The sequence below is a fragment of the Bacillus sp. EU55 genome (genome assembly GCF_038005925.1).
GTDB lineage: Bacteria > Bacillota > Bacilli > Bacillales > Bacillaceae > Bacillus > Bacillus velezensis.
In genome coordinates, this window is the sequence record NZ_JBBOUE010000001.1 from 3,421,944 (window position 1) to 3,438,231 (window position 16,288).

Sequence of the window (16,288 nt, forward strand, 5' to 3'; positions counted from 1 at the left end):
TTAAAAGATTTTCAGGATGACTTCAATAGCAAATATGGAATTTTTTTAAATTTTTCGGCTTCCGCATGTTCCATGGCGCGGGCGGGAAACTTAAACCCGGAGGTGAAGGGAATGGTGCGAGGGAGAAAAGATCCGTCTTCTGCCGCAGTGAGCGCGGCCAGCATGAAAGGAAATGCGGGACCGAAGCAAAAATACGGCGGCGGCAAACGGACGAGCCAAAATCAGCAATATAAAAAAGACAACATGGAATAACATGCTGCGGCTGCTTTTTGGAGCAGCCGTTATTTTTTGAAGATCCCTTTCAGCACAAACGCCGCGTTTGCCGGGCGCTCGGCGATTCTTCTCATCAGGTACCCGTACCAATCGGTTCCGTACGGGACATACACCCTCATCCTGTATCCTTCTTCGGCAAGCTCCTTCTGGCGCTCCGTTCTGATGCCGTACAGCATTTGGAATTCAAACTGCTCCCGGGGAATTTGATGTTCACTGATGAGTGTTTTCGTATAAGAAATGATGTCATCATCATGAGTCGCCACCGCCGTTTCATGGCCGCTCAAAAGCTGCAGCTTAATCAGCTGCTGAAAATGAAGGTCGGTTGCTTTTTTATCAGGGAATGCAACGGCCGCCGATTCTTTATAAGCGCCTTTTACAAGCCTGAGCCGCGGCTTGTATGGCATCAGACCGCTGATGTCTTCAGCTGCGCGGTACAAATAAGCCTGAATGACGGTGCCGAGCATCGGAAAATCCGGCTTGCACCGCTTATACAGCTCGAGTGTACGGCCGCATCTTGAATAGTCCTCCATATCAATCGTTACAGGCACGCCACGTTCTTTTGCCTCCGTCAATATGTCTCTGACATGCTGTTCCGCGAGTTTCTCGGAAATATCCAGACCGATGGAAGTTAATTTCAGCGACAGCTCACAATCCAGTTGATTCTCGGCAATCGCCCTGATTGCTTTTTTACATTCTTCCGCCGTCCTTTTCGCATCCTTCTCTGAACCCGCATATTCACCTAGATAATCAATCGAAGCCGACAGCCCTTTTTGGTTCAGCCGCTTTACCGTTTTCACAGCTTCCGTGAGTGTTTCCCCTGCAACGAACCTTCCCGCGCCGAAGCGGATTCCGTAAGCCTGGGCGAATTTTGTAAGCATTTTATTTTTCGACAAAAATAAAACATATGCTCCGCAGCAAGGATGAACTCCCTCCTTTTTCTTTTATTTGTGTATGAAATCCTGATCGCAGAGAAAGCTAAAAAGAACAGAATTGAAGGAGGCGTTTATATGAACAACCAAGAGCAGCACGGAAACTTGCCGCCTGCCGTCATCTCAACGAAAGACCATTTGTATCTTGAGGACATGCTGAACTGGAATCTGCTTGCCATGAAAAAAGCGCATTTTATGGCGGAACACTGTCAGAATCAGACGTTAAAACAAGAGCTTGATCAGATCGGCCGGATGCATCAGAAGCATTATCAGCACATATTGGACCGCTTGAACCCCGATCAAGGCGGACAGACAACAACAGGCTATATGCAATAGGAGGACAATACATGGAACAGCAAAATCAAAAAATCACGAATCCGCAAACGCCCGTGCCCAATACGGCGCAAATGAATGACAGAGACTTGGTGAATGAGCTGCTGACGACGGAAAAATACATCACGGCTTCATATTGCACAGCCCTGCACGAGTTCAGCCACGAGTCTCTTTATCAAGATATTCAGGCGATTTTCGATGAGTCACAAAAAGCGCAAAGAAGATTATACGATGTGATGTTTCAAAATGGCTGGTATTCCATTGAAGCAGCCGATACCCAAAAGCTTCAGCAATCGTATCAGAAGTTCCGGCAGACCATTCAGCAGCAGTCTCCCTACCAGCAGTAAAACGAAGAAGGATTTGATGTTTTCGACAAGCATCAATCCTTTTTTTATTTTTGCACAAAAAGATTGACTTATCATTAATCCTTATTTATATTTAACTAATGTTAATTATTTTCTCAAGGAACAAGATGAGGAGGAGTTATGAAAAACGCGGATCAATATGTGTCTGACATCCAGAAATCTCTTCAGACGCTGCTGCAAAACATACAGCCTGAAATGGTGGAAAGCATGGCAAAACACGAGGTGACGCCTGCCCAATTATTTGTTTTAGCCAGCCTGAAAAAACACGGGAGCTGCAAAGTTTCCGAAATTGCGGAACGCATGGAGGTAAAACCGAGCGCAGTGACGCTAATGGCCGACCGCCTCGAGCAAAAAGGACTTATCGTCCGCAAACATAACCAGCAGGACAGACGCGTCATCGACATCAGCCTCACCAAAAAAGGCGAAACAAAATTCGAAGATGTTGTGGAAGGACGGAAAGCGATACTGGCGCGAAACCTGTCCGTTCTGACTGACGATGAACTGATTCAGTCCGTGAACATCATCCGCAAAGTAGCGGAAGCCGCCGAGAAATACGCGGCTGATCAAAAAGAAAACGAATAGAATAGAGGAGCTGCCGAAACATGAGCATTGAAAAGAAAGATCCAAAACGCACATTATTAATAACCGGCTTAATCATCGCCATGTTTTTCTCAGCCCTTGACGGCACCATCGTAGGAACGGCGATTCCTAAAATCGTGGGTGACCTCGGGGGATTAAGCATGATGACGTGGCTGACCACGGCATATCTTTTAACTTCGACGACGATCGTTCCGATTGCGGGGAAACTTGCAGATTTATTGGGACGCCGCGTCGTCTATGTGTCAGGTTTATTGATTTTTATGGGAGCTTCCGCACTGTGCGGAATGGCCAGCAACATGACGGAACTGATTATTTTCCGCGGACTTCAGGGAATCGGCGGCGGTGTCATGATGCCGATGGCTATGATCGTCATCGGGGATTTGTTCACAGGGAAACAGCGTGCCAAGTTCCAAGGGCTTTTCGGGGCGATTTACGGGCTTGCTTCCGTGATCGGCCCGCAAATCGGGGGCTGGATTGTTGACTCATTAAATTGGAAATGGGTTTTCTATATCAACCTGCCTGTCGGAATTTTAGCCGTCATCTTTATCGCAAGAGGACTTCAAGGCAGAAAACAGACCGGGCCGATTAACTTTGACATCGCCGGCATTTTCACAATGATCGTCGGAATCGTCAGCCTTCTCCTCGCACTCAGCTTCGGAGGAAAGGATTACGCATGGGGCTCTTGGCAGATTCTCGGTCTCTTTGCGCTTGCGCTTGCCGGGATTGTCGGATTCATTTTCGCTGAAATCAAAGCAAAGGAGCCGATTCTGCCGATGTACCTGTTTAAAAACAGAACGTTTACCGTACTGAATCTGATCGGCTTTTTCATGAGTATCGGCATGTTCGGCGCCGTTACGTTCGTTCCTTTCTTTATGCAGGGAATTATCGGAGTCAGCGCCACCGCGTCCGGCACGATTATGACTCCGATGATGGTATCTATGATTATCACAAGTATTATCGGAGGCCAGCTGGTTTATAAGATCGGTATTAAACCGCAAATCATGATCGGCATGCTGATCATGGCCGTCGGCTTCTTCTTATTAACGACATTGCAGCTGGATACAAGCAAGCTCGCGGCGACGTGCTATATGGCCGTGATCGGTCTGGGAATGGGGCTCGTCATGCCGCTTCTCACACTCGCTCTGCAAGAAACGTTTTCAAAAGAAGAGCTGGGTGTTGTGACCTCTTCAAGCCAATTTTTCCGGATGATCGGGGGAACGTTCGGCATTACGGTGCTCGGCGCTGTCATGAATGCCAGATCAGGAAGCCTTTTAACCGACAGACTGGTGCCTTACTTAGACTCACTGCCGAAACAGGCAAGTGCCTTTGCCGCCCAGTTTAAAGGTATGATTGACAAGAATCCTGAAGGGCTGCTTCAATCCCTGTTCAGCCAGGAATCGATTAAGCAGATCCCGGCCGCATTTTCTTCCCATATCGTGCCGGTTTTGAAAACGTCACTGATGGATTCGCTCCACAGCGTGTTTTTCACAGGCCTGGCCTTTATCGCTGCCGGATTGATCCTCACGCTGTTTGTTAAATCAATTAAACTGACAAACAAAAAGACAGGCAAACAAGAAGAAAAGGCGAAAGCCGTTTAACAAAGAAAAATCCCGCGGATGCCGCGGGATTTTTTTATATCATCTGGGAATGGCCAGTCTTCCGCCTCATTGGAAATGGGGGGGGGAAATTCAAAAAAGTAATGATGAAATCCTTTAATAAACTTTAAACATTTCATAGTTATCTTTATAGTACGACATAATAAAGTCACGAAAATTTCTTATCGAAGAAGATAACAGCTTATGTCTTAACCAAGATAAGCCGACTGGATATGAAGCAGAGTGATCAGTCACTTTTATAAAATTCAGCCCCAATGTTCTGCAAACTGAAATAGGAAGCAACGCAACACCTTGATCCAGCTTTATAATCTCGACCAGTAAATGAGAATCTGCCTCAAATGCAATATTTGGGGTGAAACCGGCTTTCTCACAAAGCGAGGCTGTAAAACCGCTGTACTCTTCATTATTAGCAAGGGTAATAAATGGTTCATCGGCGGCAAGACGTAAAGAAATTTCTGTTTTACCCGTAAATCGGTGGTTTGAGGGCAAAGCCAGAACAATATCTTCATTTACCAGCACACAACTCTCTATCTCTTCATCTTGAATCGGATGACCTGTTATTCCTAAATCAATGTCCCCTTTTTTTAAACTTGTTATGATCTCGCTTTTAACTCCGATTGCTTGCAGAATTTTTGATTGAGGGGAGCGGTTGATATATTCACTCATCAGTCCTGCAAGGAATCTTGGATTGGAAATAGATATTCTGATGGTGTCAGACATTTGATGTTCCTCCAATTGAATTTCCGTTTGTGCATTTTCAATCTCAGTAAAAATCCTGTTTACATGTTTTAAAAGAATTTTCCCTGCTGAACTCAGCTTAATATTTCTGCCTTTTCTCTCAAACAAGGTTGTTCCCAGTTCATTCTCAAGTCTTTTTATAGTGAGACTTAAAGAAGGCTGGGCAATCTTTAATTGTTCTGCTGCTTTAGAAATATGTTCAGTATAGGCAACTGTCTGAAAGTATTTTAGCTGCAGCAATTCCATCTGTCTGCACCCCCCTCATTTATTTCAATGAATATATATATACCTTATTATGTATTGGATTAAATGTAAATGCGGATGTAAGATAATAACGCAGTTAAATAAAAGGAAAGGGGTTTCCTACTATGAAAATTGATGTGAATAACATTGTGAAAAATTTAAACACACCGCTAACGGCTCCTGCTTATCCTATCCCAAATTATAAATTTGTTAACCGTGAATATTTAAATATTATTTACCGAACGGATGAAAAAGCTTTACGTGCGGCAGTGCCGGAACCTCTTGAAATTACTGAACCTTTAGTGAAATTCGAAGTGATGCGGATGCCCGATGTTTCCGGACTTGGTGCCTATACAGAGGCGGGACAAGTCATCCCTGTCAGCTTTAATGGTGAAGAAGGAGATTATGTACATTCTATGTATGTAGACAATTTCCCGGCTATTGCAAGCGGACGGGAACTTACTGCATATCCAAAGAAATTGGGTGCCCCTAAGCTGTATATAGACTCTGATACTCTCGTTGGCACATTAGATTATGGCAGTCTTCGTGTGGCAGCTGCGACTATGGGATATAAACATTTCGAAATGGACAAGGAAAAAGCGAAAAGGGAAATTTGCCGACCTAATTTTATGGTTAAGATTGCTACTGATTACAATGGTGATTTAAGGGTTTGCGATTTGGTGCGGACGCAAATAACGAATATAGAAGTTAAAGGTGCCTGGGCTGGACCGGCGCGGCTTCAATTATTTGAACATGCTCTGGCACCGCTTGCAGATTTGCCTGTATTAGAAGTCGTTTCAGCATCTCATATCCTTACAGATTTAACCTTAAATGCAGCACAGCCGGTTTATAACTACTTAGAGGAAAAATAAGGAGACGTTTACAATGAGAATTGCAGTTTTAGGAGCAGGTTCTTTAGGAACCATTGTTGGAGCATATCTGTCTGCTGGCGGAATGGATGTCGAATTGATTGATTCGTACAAAGAACATGTAGATACTCTAAATCAAATAGGTGCTAAAGTAGTTGGTACAACGGAATTTCAAGCAAAGGTGAAAGCCATCACCCCTGAAAACAAGTCAGGCAAGTATGATTTCATATTACTTCTGACGAAACAATTATATAATGACTCCATTCTTAAAGAGTTGCTGCCTTTTTTAAAGGATGACAGTGTAGTATGTTCCTTGCAAAACGGTATACCTGAACAGAAAGTCGCTTCGATCGTTGGTGATGAACGTGTTATTGCAGGTTCTGTTGAATTTGGTGCTACGTTTATTGAACCGGGCGTATCCAGACTTACAACTGAGTATACTCAATTTAAAGAGTACGCTTTTCAAATTGGAGAATTACATGGTGAAACAACAGAAAGAATCCAGCGTATTAAATCGGTTTTAGACCTTATCGGCGGAACACATATTTCCGATAATTTAGTTGGAACGAAGTGGTCAAAATTACTTATCAATAATGCATTCAGTGGTTTATCAGCAGCATTAAACGGAGAATACGGAGACATTCTTGACCATGAAATCGGCATTGTTAGTGCAGTTCATATCGCAGATGAGACGATTAAGGTTGGACACGCCAATGGTGTCAAATTTGCGAAAATGGGCGGCCTTGATATAGAATCTTTGGAATTAAGAAGCGAAAATGATATTCCTGAACGTATCCAAACATTTAGGGCAGCCATGGAACCATCTAGGCTGCTAAGAGCAAGTATGCTTCAGGATCTTGAGAAAAAACGCAAAACTGAAATTGATTATATTAATGGAGTTATTCCCAAAATGGCAGAAGGTACTGGCATTTCAACACCTTTTCATGATTTGGTTGTAGCACAAGTCAAATGTGCCGAGGAATCTCAAACAGTGCCCAATTTTGATACAAATATAAAAGCATTTGAAGAGTTATTACGTATCCGAAAGGAAATGTGATATATAGGAAAGAGAGAAAGGGATTGCTGCGGCGGTCCTTTTTTCTTGGTTCAGCAAGCGGAAGAAATATACGTTAACAAACGGGTGCGTTAGTTACATTAAAGTTCTTCGCTATGAATTGAACGGCGCCTTTCCTTTTCAGAAAAAAAGCTTCCGGCACCTCTCTTTGATGCCGAAAGCTTTTTTATTGTTTTTTTCTGTGTGCTTCATTGAGCTGTTTAATGTGCTGTATCGCAGCTTTGATGCCCTCTTTGGCGTCCGGGTAGGATTGATTCTAATGTTTGACGAGCGGAGGCATGCTTTTTGCGATATGTGTATACAAAATCCACTGCCTGACTTCTTCCTTTACATCCGGGTTTGTTTCACCAAGCAATAGTTCCGTGTATTTTTCAAGCAGGCCGTCCAGCTGCTGCTGAAGTTTCTCTTCCATACCGTTCCCTTCCCTTTTTCATGATTATGACAATCGGGCGGTGAGGGCCGCTTCCTGCACGATACATCTGCCGCGTCCGTGCGGAATGCAAAGCGGCGTGCCGAACAGCGGGTCTTGCGTTACCTGGCAGTTCATCGCAAAGACCTGCTGTACAAGTTCGCAAGTGATGACTTCTTCGGGACGGCCCTCTGCGTAAATCTGTTTATCCTTAATGGCGACCAGATAATGGGCATAACGGCATGCCAGATTGAGGTCGTGCAGCACCATGACGATTGTGCGTTTTTCTTTTTCATTTAATTCAAACAGCAAATCAAGAATTTCAATTTGATGCGTCATGTCGAGATAGGTTGTCGGCTCGTCAAGCAGAATGATATCCGTATCCTGAGCGAGTGTCATCGCAATCCATGCGCGCTGGCGCTGTCCGCCTGACAAGGAATCCACCGGACGGTCGGCCATTTCCTCAAGCTTCGTCGCTTTAAGCGCGTTTGCCACTGCGTCTTCGTCCTCTTTGGACCATTGCTTCAGCCAGCTTTGATAAGGGTATCTTCCCTGCTTCACAAGCTGATGCACCGTCAGGCCTTCGGGAGCTGACGGACTCTGCGGCAAAATAGCGAGCTCTCTTGCCACTTCCTTCGTCGGAAGCTTAGCGATGGCTTTTCCTTCTAAAAGCACAGAACCGCCCCTCGGTTTCATCAGCCGGGCCAATGAACGTAAAAGTGTCGATTTTCCGCAACCGTTGCTTCCGATCAATACAGTTATTTCGCCTTTTGGAATCGCGACATCCAATTCGTCAATGATAACAGTTTCTCCGTACCCTAAGCTCAGCGTCTCTGTAGAAATTGCACTCATACCGCTAACCGCTCCTTTTTTGAGTTTCCCAACACTATGTATATAAACAAATTGCCTAAACATTCAACGTGAGATCATGATTATATTGTAACAGAAATTAATGAAGCTGAATATCATTATCAATTAGTTTTGGGCAAAAAAGCAGCGGACGGCGGTTATTTTTTTATTTCCGTCATTTCTTCGTCGTTCTTTTTCAGTTTCAGATAAAAATGGTCATAGCGGCTGTCCAAATTAAAAGCCGAGAGCACCTGCCGGACGACCTCGCTTTCCTGCATCCGGCTGTTTACGGCAAGTTCTCCGAGGATCATCTTCATTTCATCAAGCGCTTCCTCGCCCTCTCTGTGAACCCCTGAGAGCTTGTCCCGGATGTCCGCCTTTTCATGACCGCTTTTTCTTTCATACAAACCTTCATAGCGGTTATGCTCTCCGGCTCCGTAGCTGACGCGCAGGGCAAAGCTGCTGTAAGGAACCGGCTTCGCGGATGACACGGGCGTGCTGTCTTGTTCCGCTTCCCGTTTTTCTTCATTCAATCGGCAGCCGGCAATCAGCATCAGCGTAAGACATAAAACACCCGCCGTCCTGAACCATTTCATGCGATTCACTCCCATTCCATTCCGATCGTTTTTAGGTATTTCCAAGGGAGGCGGCTGTCATTCATGGAACAAAAAAGAACCGGAGCGGTAACACTCCGGCCGGTTCATCTCCAGATTATCATTCAGTCAGCTCTAAAAATTCCTGTACATCCTGTACGGCAAGGCGGACCGCGTCTTCCCAAAACGACCGTTCCGTCAGATCCGCTCCAAGGTGCTTCATCGCCAAATCCTCAACGGTCATCGAAGCCGTGTCACACAAAAGCGCGATATATTTTTCTTCAAAATCCGCTTTTTCCCGAAGAGCTCTTGCATATATTCCAAGCGAAAATAAGTAACCGAACGTATACGGAAAGTTGTAAAACGGCACTCCCGTAATATGAAAATGCAGTTTCGACGCCCAGAAATGAGGGTAGTATTCCCCTAATGAATCGCAAAATGCTTCTTTCTGCGCCGCTTCCATCAGTTCATTCAGTTTCTCAGCCGGAACGACGCCCTGCTTGCGCTCTTCATAAAAACGCGTTTCAAATAAAAATCTCGCATGAATATTCATAAACATGGCTACGCTTCTTTGCCTCAAGCAAGAACAGCTTTTCATCCTTTGTCTCCGCTTGTTTCAAAGCGGCGTCGGCGACGATCATTTCCGCAAAGGTCGAGGCTGTTTCAGCGACATTCATAGCGTAGGCTCTGTTCAGCTGCCGCACTTGAAGCATGGCCTCCTGATGGAACGCGTGACCGAGCTCATGCGCCAGCGTCGATACATTCGAAGCGCTTCCGGAAAACGTCATAAAAATCCGGGATTCCCCGCTGTCGGGAAAGCTGGTGCAGAAACCGCCGACCCGTTTGCCGCTGCGGTCTTCCGCTTCTATCCACCGATCGCGGAACGCTTTTTCCGTAAATGCGGACAGCTTTTTGCCAAACGTCGAAAATTGGCTGACGATCAGATTGGCCGCTTCATCAAATGTGTATTCTTTCGGAGCCTCGCCGATCGGCGCGTCCACATCATACCAGTTCAGCCGCTCAAGCCCTAAAAGAGATGCCTTTCGATTCAGGTATTCGGCAAAAGGTTTTTTATGATCGGTAATGACCTGCCACATGACATCCAGCGTTTCTTTTTTCATCCGGTTGATCGCAAGCGGCTCTTCCAAAGCGCTTTTCCAGCCCCGCGCTTTATAGATTTCCGTGCGGAAGCCGGCCAGATGGTTCAGCGTGCTGCCGAAAAGCTCCTCTTCTCCTTTCCAGACTTCATTAAGCTCTTTGAACACTTGGCGTCTGATGCGGCGGTCCGGGTGCGCCATCATATTTTCCGCTTGGCCGACCGACAGCTCTTTATCCTCAAACGGAATCTTCATTCTGCCGACAGCCGCATTATACAGGTCGCCCCATGCGTGATAGCCGTCAACGGCCAGGCCTTCAATCAGCCTTTCTTCCGAAGCGCTGAGCTTCTCTTTGACACGGTCTCTTCTCTCATTTAAAACATATGTGAGATCCTGAAGTTCCGGTTTTTGCAGCAGCTCCTCCCAAACCCGCTCGTCAATCCGGGCAAGTGTATCGTCAAGGGTGACCAGAGCGGATTTAAAATCACTGCTCAGCTGATTGATCCTCGCCCTCCATTCATTCGCTTTCTGATCATGAGTGTTCTGAGCCTGAAGACAGCCGACGAACGCTCCCGCCTGCCTGATCATGATCGCTGAACGTTCAAACCTATCGATCAGATTGATCAGGTCCCGGCTTTCATCCGCATGCGCCGGAACTGTAAACGCTTCAACCGCATGTTGAAAAGCGCTTAGATGCTTTTTGAGCTCTTGTATGTATTGCTGAAACTCTTCCGACCGGCTCCCGCCCTCAAAAATGGAGTTTAAATCCCATGTTTCCTTCAATCCCTTTAATGCCATCTTTTCTTTACCCCTTTCTATCCGAAGCTGACTCCATTATAAAACAATTCTGACATATTTCCGAACGATTTCTCCTTCTTTCCGCGAGATGTTATACACTATGAGATAAGAACAAACGGGGAGGATTATAAGATGAACAGAAAAATTGCCATTGTAACCGGCGCGACGAGCGGATTCGGGCTGCTGACAGCGCTGAAGCTCGCCCGGTCCTATCACGTCATCGCAACAGCCAGACAGCCGGAGAAAGCTGAAATACTGAAAGAGGCCGCCGCTCAAGCGGGTGCATCCGAACATGTTACGGTCGTTTCTTTAGATGTGACAAATGAGCAGTCGGTGTCTGACTTCGGGAACACCATCAGCGGTTTCGGACCGATTGACCTGCTCGTCAATAACGCCGGCTCTGCGTACGGGGGGTTTATTGACGATGTGCTGATGGAACATTACAGACAGCAGTATGAAACGAATGTATTCGGTCTGATTCACGTCACAAAAACCGTGCTGCCTTATATGCGAAAACATGGCGGGGCGAAAATCTTCAATATCAGCAGTATCAGCGGACTGACCGGTTTCCCGGCTCTATCTCCGTATGTCTCTTCCAAATTCGCGGTTGAAGGATTTACAGAGTGTCTGCGCCTCGAACTGCTGCCTTTAGGAATTGATGCCGCTTTAATAGAACCGGGCTCCTATAAAACGTCTATTTGGGAGACGTCTCTCTCCAATCATCTTACGGCACCCGCCAAAGATTCGCCCTATTACCGCTATTATCAGCAAATCGAAGCTTACTTCAAAGCCAACGCATCCAAAAGCGGCGATCCTGATGACGTAGCGGAGCTGATTTATCAATTGGCACAAAGGAAACGGCTGAAGAAACTGCGGTATCCGATCGGCAGGGGCGTTAAGCTGGCATTGGCTTTCCGCTCACTCTTCTCGTGGTCCGCCTGGGAATCTGTTGTGAAGAAAAAGCTGTTCACTTAAACCTAAATTATAATTATTATAATTTAGTATTGATTTTTATTTGATATGTAGTATAATTAAATTAACAGATCACAGGGAGGACGATGAATATGAATACACAAAACGCGAAAAAAACTGAAACTCTTGTTGAGAAATCAATGAACACACAATTATCAAACTGGTTTATCCTTTACTCTAAACTGCACCGCTTCCATTGGTATGTAAAAGGCCCTCACTTCTTTACGCTTCATGAAAAATTTGAAGAACTGTATAACGAAGCGGCGGAAACGGCGGATGCTATCGCAGAGCGTCTTCTGGCCATCGGCGGACAGCCTGCGGCGACTTTACACACTTACCTTGAACAAGCTTCCATTACGGATGAAGGCCAGGAAAAAACGGCTTCTGAAATGGTGGAATCACTGGTTCAAGACTATAAACAAATCAGCCGCGAATCAAAATTTGTCATCGGCATCGCCGAGGAACAAAATGACTCGTCAACTGCCGACCTGTTTGTCGGATTAGTTGACGAAGCGGACAAGCATGTGTGGATGCTGTCAGCCTACTTGGGAGAATGACGAAAAAAGCTGAACCTCAGTTGAAGGTTCAGCTTTTTTTTATGCGTTCAGCTTGCGCTTTCGGTTTGTTTCGTTAATGTGACGTTCAGCGTCTTTTTGCTTCCGCTTCTGAGAACTTGAACAGTCGTCTTATCGCCGATTTTCAGCTGGTTATATAAGATTTGTCTGATATCGGCGCTGCTGCCGACATCTTTGCCGTTCAATTGTACAATGACGTCATTTGATTTGATGCCCGCTTTCGCAGCCGGTGAGCCGGATTGCACTTCTTTTACGTAAACACCCTTAGACAGCTGGTCGCCGAACAGTCCGAGCGTGTTTTCCTGATAGGTTTCCGGCACTTGCGACATATCAATCATCTGCACACCTAAAAATGGGCGCTCGACTTTTCCTTTTGCAAGCAGCTGGTCGACTATCGGTTCTACATCATTGCTCGGAATGGCAAAGCCGAGTGACTCCACGCCGCTTTCACTGACTTTCATGCTGTTGATCCCGATAACCTGGCCGCTTGAGTTGATTAACGGGCCGCCGCTGTTTCCGGGGTTAATCGCCGCATCCGTCTGAATCACGTTCATTTCCACCGTGCCTTGGGATGTATCGGCGTCTACCGTTCTGTTCAGCCCGCTGATGACACCTTGTGTGACGGTGCCGGAAAACTGCTGGCCGAGCGGGTTGCCGATGGCAATCACTTTATCGGCAATGCGGAGCTTGGAGGAATCCCCGAAGCTGGCCGCTTTTTTAACATTGGACGAGCTGATTTCCAATACAGCCAAGTCACTGATGGCATCCTTTCCGACAAGCTTTGCCGTTTCGGTTTTCCCATTGTAAAGAGTGACCGACAGTTTGTTCGCCCCTTCTATGACATGATTGTTTGTGATGATGTACGCTTTTTCGCCGTCTTTTTTGAAGATGACGCCTGACCCCGTGCCGCTTTCCGTTTCAGAGCTTGAACCGCCGTCAAGTCCGAACTGGCTGCTTTGCGAAGCTTGGTAGTTGGACACTCCCACAATCGCAGGCTCCAAATCTTCTACCATATCCGCTACGCTTGAGGTATTTTTCAAAGGCGTTGACGTAAAATTCGAAGACTGAACTTGTTTCGTATCAGAAACGGCTTCTGTCTTATGCTGCTCACTCGGCAGGTTCGGCACAATGCCAAGCACGAGGCCTCCGCCGATAATACCGCCTAAAATCGGGCTCAGCCAAGCGGCTCTCCGTTTTTTTTCTTTTTTCACGGCAGCCGTTTTTTCAAATTCCGCGCCGGCGGCCGTCTCTTTTTCCGCTTCTTTCGAGACGGGCCCTTCGAGCAGCTCCGGCTCCTGATGGCTGATCCGCTGCTGTTCATTTCTGTTTTGTTCCGTATGTGAAAGATCTGACTGATCGCGGCTTCTGCCGTCATCTCGATGATCATTCATATTCACGCACACTCCTTTTAGCATGTTTTCATTCTATCGATTACATATTCATCGCATGTACAAGTTCTATTGTCCCAATAATAAGGAGAAAAGCAAAGCTCCAAAACAAAATGTGTTTGAACATGTTATCTTCCCCGCTTTTTTTCTTCCTTTCTTCCCTTATACACATCATAAACAAACATTGTGGGATAAAAATGAAAAGAATATGTGAAATTATGAAAATGCGGCTTGAGTGTGTTAAAACTAGTATAATGACGTTGAAAGGATGTGAAATGCCTTGTCATACACCATTTATCTAGTTGAAGATGAGGATAACCTGAATGAACTGCTCACAAAATATTTAGAGAATGAAGGCTGGAACATTACATCTTTCACAAAAGGCGAAGATGCCAGAAAGCAGATGCAGCCGTCTCCCCACTTGTGGATTCTCGACATCATGCTTCCGGATACGGACGGCTATACATTGATAAAAGAAATAAAAGAAAAAGATCCCGATGTGCCCGTCATTTTCATTTCCGCGCGGGATGCCGATATTGACAGAGTCCTCGGGTTAGAGCTTGGAAGCAATGATTATATCGCCAAGCCTTTTTTGCCGAGAGAGCTCATTATACGGGTTCAGAAGCTGCTGGAGCTCGTGTATAAAGAACAGCCCGCCGCAAAGAAAACCGGCATCACCGTTTCTTCCTACAATGTGATCGAAGATGCCCGAGAGGTTTATGATGAAACCGGCAGCCTGGTCAATTTGACGTCTAAGGAATTTGATCTGCTGCTTTTATTTCTTCACCATAAAGGACACCCCTTTTCCAGGGAAGATATCCTGCTGAAAATATGGGGCCATGACTATTTCGGCACTGACCGGGTGGTCGATGATCTTGTGCGGAGGCTGCGGAAAAAAATGCCCGGCTTAAAGGTTGAAACCATTTACGGATTCGGCTACAGGATGATGACGTCATGAAAAATAAGCCGCTTGCTTTTCAAATATGGGTGGTCATCTCGGGCATCCTTTTAGCCATCTCGATTCTGCTGCTCGTGCTGTTCTCAAATACGCTGCGGGATTTTTTCACGGATGAAACGTACACGACCATTGAAAATGAACAGCATGTGCTGACGGAGTACCGGCTGCCCGGGTCGATCGAGCGGGGATATTACAGTGAGGACGCGACCGCTCCGACGACTTTCCGATCCGTTCAGCACGTTCTTTTGCCGGAGCGCGAAGAATCGGCGAGCGACAAAGATTTAAACTACTTTTCTTCTTCCTTTATCCATAAGGTGTACAAGCTCGCGGGCCGCCAGCACAGCGTCACGAAACGATACAGCGCGGACATCGGCGGAGAAAAAGTGTTTTTCGTCATTAAAAAAGGCCTCACCATTAACGGTCAGGATGCGATGATGCTGTCATATGCGCTTGATTCTTACCGTGATGATCTGTCATACACCCTGTTCAAGCAGCTGCTCTTTATCCTTGCCGGCGTCATTTTGTTAAGCTGGATTCCGGCGATTTGGCTTGCCAAATATCTCTCGCGTCCGCTCGTCTCCTTAGAGAAGCATGTCAAACGGATCTCTGAACAGGACTGGGATGATCCGGTCATCGTCGACAGAAAAGATGAAATCGGAAAATTAGGCCACACCATTGAAGACATGCGGAGCAAGCTGGTACAAAAGGATGAAACGGAAAGAACGCTCCTGCAAAATATCTCTCATGATTTAAAAACGCCTGTCATGGTGATAAGGGGCTATACTCAATCAATAAAGGACGGGATTTTTCCTAAGGGGGACCTGAAAAACACAATTGATGTCATTGAAGGCGAAGCAGAAAAGCTTGAGAAGAAAATTAAGGATTTATTATATTTAACGAAGCTTGATTATTTAATGAAGCAGCGGGTGCACCATGAGACATTTGACCTTGTGAAAGTCACGGAAGAAGTCATTGAGCGGCTCAAATGGGCCCGGAAGGAATTATCGTGGACCGTTGAAACAGAAGATGTATTGATGATGCCCGGTGATCCGGAACAATGGGGCAAGCTCCTCGAAAACATTCTTGAAAATCAAATCCGCTATGCAGAAACCGCGATTCACATTCGGATCAGCCAAAATCAGCAGCAGATTGTCATGACGGTTAAAAATGACGGGCCTCCGATTGAGGATGAGATGCTATCCAGCTTGTACGAGCCTTTTAATAAAGGGAAGAAAGGCGAGTTCGGCATAGGACTCAGCATCGTAAAACGGATTTTAACCCTGCATAAAGCATCAATTTCAATTGAAAATGACCAATCGGGTGTAATCTATCGGATTATCATACCAAAGTAGACTGTAGTGTTTCATTGCAGTCTTTTTTTATGTGAAGGAGTAGCCGTTAAAATCTCTGTAGTTTGTTTTCAGCGGTTTTTGGCATTGATGAACCCATTTCTTTTCACAAATAGTCTTTTTCGGATATTTCACCTTTTCGACTTTAATTCCTCTGTTTCGCAAGCGGCTGATCATTTCATCTAATTCTTTCATTTTCAGATTCACCCTTTCGCCAGAACTTTGACCATTCGGTCAGCTCACTTTATAATATAAATAA

General features: G+C 45.8%; 17 protein-coding genes and 2 pseudogenes. 11 read left to right on the forward strand and 8 right to left on the reverse strand.

Annotated elements, in window-relative coordinates; all coding sequences use genetic code 11:
• Window positions 1-111 precede the first annotated feature (111 nt).
• Window positions 112-252, forward strand: coding sequence for a YuzL family protein (locus tag NYE50_RS17465; protein ID WP_003151836.1), 141 nt, complete (start codon window positions 112-114; stop codon window positions 250-252).
• A gap of 29 nt (window positions 253-281) precedes the next feature.
• On the opposite strand, the gene NYE50_RS17470 is transcribed toward NYE50_RS17465, so the two are convergent.
• Window positions 282-1,151 (reverse strand): proline dehydrogenase family protein, encoded by an 870-nt coding sequence (locus tag NYE50_RS17470; protein ID WP_224988024.1) that lies wholly within the window; start codon window positions 1,149-1,151, stop codon window positions 282-284.
• 129 nt (window positions 1,152-1,280) lie between these two features.
• On the opposite strand from NYE50_RS17470, the gene NYE50_RS17475 reads away from it, so the two are divergent.
• The 4 genes from NYE50_RS17475 (at window position 1,281) to NYE50_RS17490 (ending at window position 4,098) form a co-directional block, all read left to right on the forward strand.
• The gene (locus NYE50_RS17475; RefSeq protein WP_061862549.1) at window positions 1,281-1,538 is read left to right on the forward strand and encodes a hypothetical protein; all 258 of its coding nucleotides are present in this window, start codon (window positions 1,281-1,283) and stop codon (window positions 1,536-1,538) included.
• Window positions 1,539-1,549: 11 nt separating this feature from the next.
• Window positions 1,550-1,882, forward strand: a complete 333-nt coding sequence (locus tag NYE50_RS17480) for a spore coat protein (protein WP_003151830.1) — start codon at window positions 1,550-1,552, stop codon at window positions 1,880-1,882.
• A gap of 138 nt (window positions 1,883-2,020) precedes the next feature.
• The gene (locus tag NYE50_RS17485; protein ID WP_003151828.1) at window positions 2,021-2,482 is read left to right on the forward strand and encodes a MarR family winged helix-turn-helix transcriptional regulator; all 462 of its coding nucleotides are present in this window, start codon (window positions 2,021-2,023) and stop codon (window positions 2,480-2,482) included.
• Window positions 2,483-2,502: 20 nt separating this feature from the next.
• On the forward strand, window positions 2,503-4,098 hold the full coding sequence (locus tag NYE50_RS17490; RefSeq protein WP_007410079.1) for an MDR family MFS transporter: 1,596 nt from the start codon (window positions 2,503-2,505) through the stop codon (window positions 4,096-4,098).
• 114 nt (window positions 4,099-4,212) lie between these two features.
• On the opposite strand, the gene NYE50_RS17495 is transcribed toward NYE50_RS17490, so the two are convergent.
• Window positions 4,213-5,100: a LysR family transcriptional regulator gene (locus NYE50_RS17495; RefSeq protein ID WP_014418832.1), complete on the reverse strand. Its 888-nt coding sequence runs from the start codon at window positions 5,098-5,100 to the stop codon at window positions 4,213-4,215.
• A 122-nt stretch (window positions 5,101-5,222) separates the two neighbouring features.
• Here NYE50_RS17495 and NYE50_RS17500 point away from each other — a divergent pair, with 122 nt between their 5' ends.
• Both NYE50_RS17500 and NYE50_RS17505 read left to right on the forward strand, forming a co-directional pair.
• Complete coding sequence (locus NYE50_RS17500; protein ID WP_159354560.1) at window positions 5,223-5,969, forward strand: acetoacetate decarboxylase; 747 nt, start codon at window positions 5,223-5,225, stop codon at window positions 5,967-5,969.
• Window positions 5,970-5,982: 13 nt separating this feature from the next.
• On the forward strand, window positions 5,983-7,023 hold the full coding sequence (locus NYE50_RS17505) for a ketopantoate reductase family protein (RefSeq protein WP_021494008.1): 1,041 nt from the start codon (window positions 5,983-5,985) through the stop codon (window positions 7,021-7,023).
• A gap of 184 nt (window positions 7,024-7,207) precedes the next feature.
• Here NYE50_RS17505 and NYE50_RS17510 read toward each other — a convergent pair.
• From NYE50_RS17510 to NYE50_RS17525, 4 genes and pseudogenes are all read right to left on the reverse strand, one after another.
• Window positions 7,208-7,475 (reverse strand): annotated as a pseudogene (locus tag NYE50_RS17510) (YusU family protein).
• A 2-nt stretch (window positions 7,476-7,477) separates the two neighbouring features.
• Window positions 7,478-8,302 (reverse strand): ABC transporter ATP-binding protein, encoded by an 825-nt coding sequence (locus NYE50_RS17515; RefSeq protein ID WP_014418835.1) that lies wholly within the window; start codon window positions 8,300-8,302, stop codon window positions 7,478-7,480.
• 155 nt (window positions 8,303-8,457) lie between these two features.
• A complete protein-coding gene (locus NYE50_RS17520) occupies window positions 8,458-8,895 on the reverse strand; it encodes a YusW family protein (RefSeq protein WP_159354561.1) in 438 nt (145 codons plus the stop codon).
• Window positions 8,896-9,013: 118 nt separating this feature from the next.
• Window positions 9,014-10,787: pseudogene (locus NYE50_RS17525) on the reverse strand (M3 family oligoendopeptidase).
• A gap of 132 nt (window positions 10,788-10,919) precedes the next feature.
• On the opposite strand from NYE50_RS17525, the gene NYE50_RS17530 reads away from it, so the two are divergent.
• Window positions 10,920-11,762, forward strand: coding sequence for an oxidoreductase (locus NYE50_RS17530; RefSeq protein WP_029973594.1), 843 nt, complete (start codon window positions 10,920-10,922; stop codon window positions 11,760-11,762).
• A gap of 89 nt (window positions 11,763-11,851) precedes the next feature.
• Window positions 11,852-12,316: a Dps family protein gene (locus NYE50_RS17535; protein WP_224988004.1), complete on the forward strand. Its 465-nt coding sequence runs from the start codon at window positions 11,852-11,854 to the stop codon at window positions 12,314-12,316.
• Window positions 12,317-12,363: 47 nt separating this feature from the next.
• Here NYE50_RS17535 and NYE50_RS17540 read toward each other — a convergent pair whose 3' ends face one another.
• Window positions 12,364-13,725 (reverse strand): S1C family serine protease, encoded by a 1,362-nt coding sequence (locus tag NYE50_RS17540; RefSeq protein ID WP_100261999.1) that lies wholly within the window; start codon window positions 13,723-13,725, stop codon window positions 12,364-12,366.
• Window positions 13,726-14,002: 277 nt separating this feature from the next.
• On the opposite strand from NYE50_RS17540, the gene NYE50_RS17545 reads away from it, so the two are divergent.
• Together NYE50_RS17545 and NYE50_RS17550 are read left to right on the forward strand one after the other, a co-directional pair.
• Window positions 14,003-14,680: a response regulator transcription factor gene (locus NYE50_RS17545; protein WP_007410069.1), complete on the forward strand. Its 678-nt coding sequence runs from the start codon at window positions 14,003-14,005 to the stop codon at window positions 14,678-14,680.
• On the forward strand, window positions 14,677-16,032 hold the full coding sequence (locus NYE50_RS17550; RefSeq protein WP_049627338.1) for a sensor histidine kinase: 1,356 nt from the start codon (window positions 14,677-14,679) through the stop codon (window positions 16,030-16,032). The genes NYE50_RS17545 and NYE50_RS17550 overlap by 4 nt, the downstream gene beginning before the upstream one ends.
• 27 nt (window positions 16,033-16,059) lie before the next feature.
• Here NYE50_RS17550 and spxO read toward each other — a convergent pair whose 3' ends face one another.
• Window positions 16,060-16,224 (reverse strand): anti-adapter protein SpxO, encoded by a 165-nt coding sequence (spxO, locus tag NYE50_RS17555; protein ID WP_007410067.1) that lies wholly within the window; start codon window positions 16,222-16,224, stop codon window positions 16,060-16,062.
• Window positions 16,225-16,288: the final 64 nt, after the last annotated feature.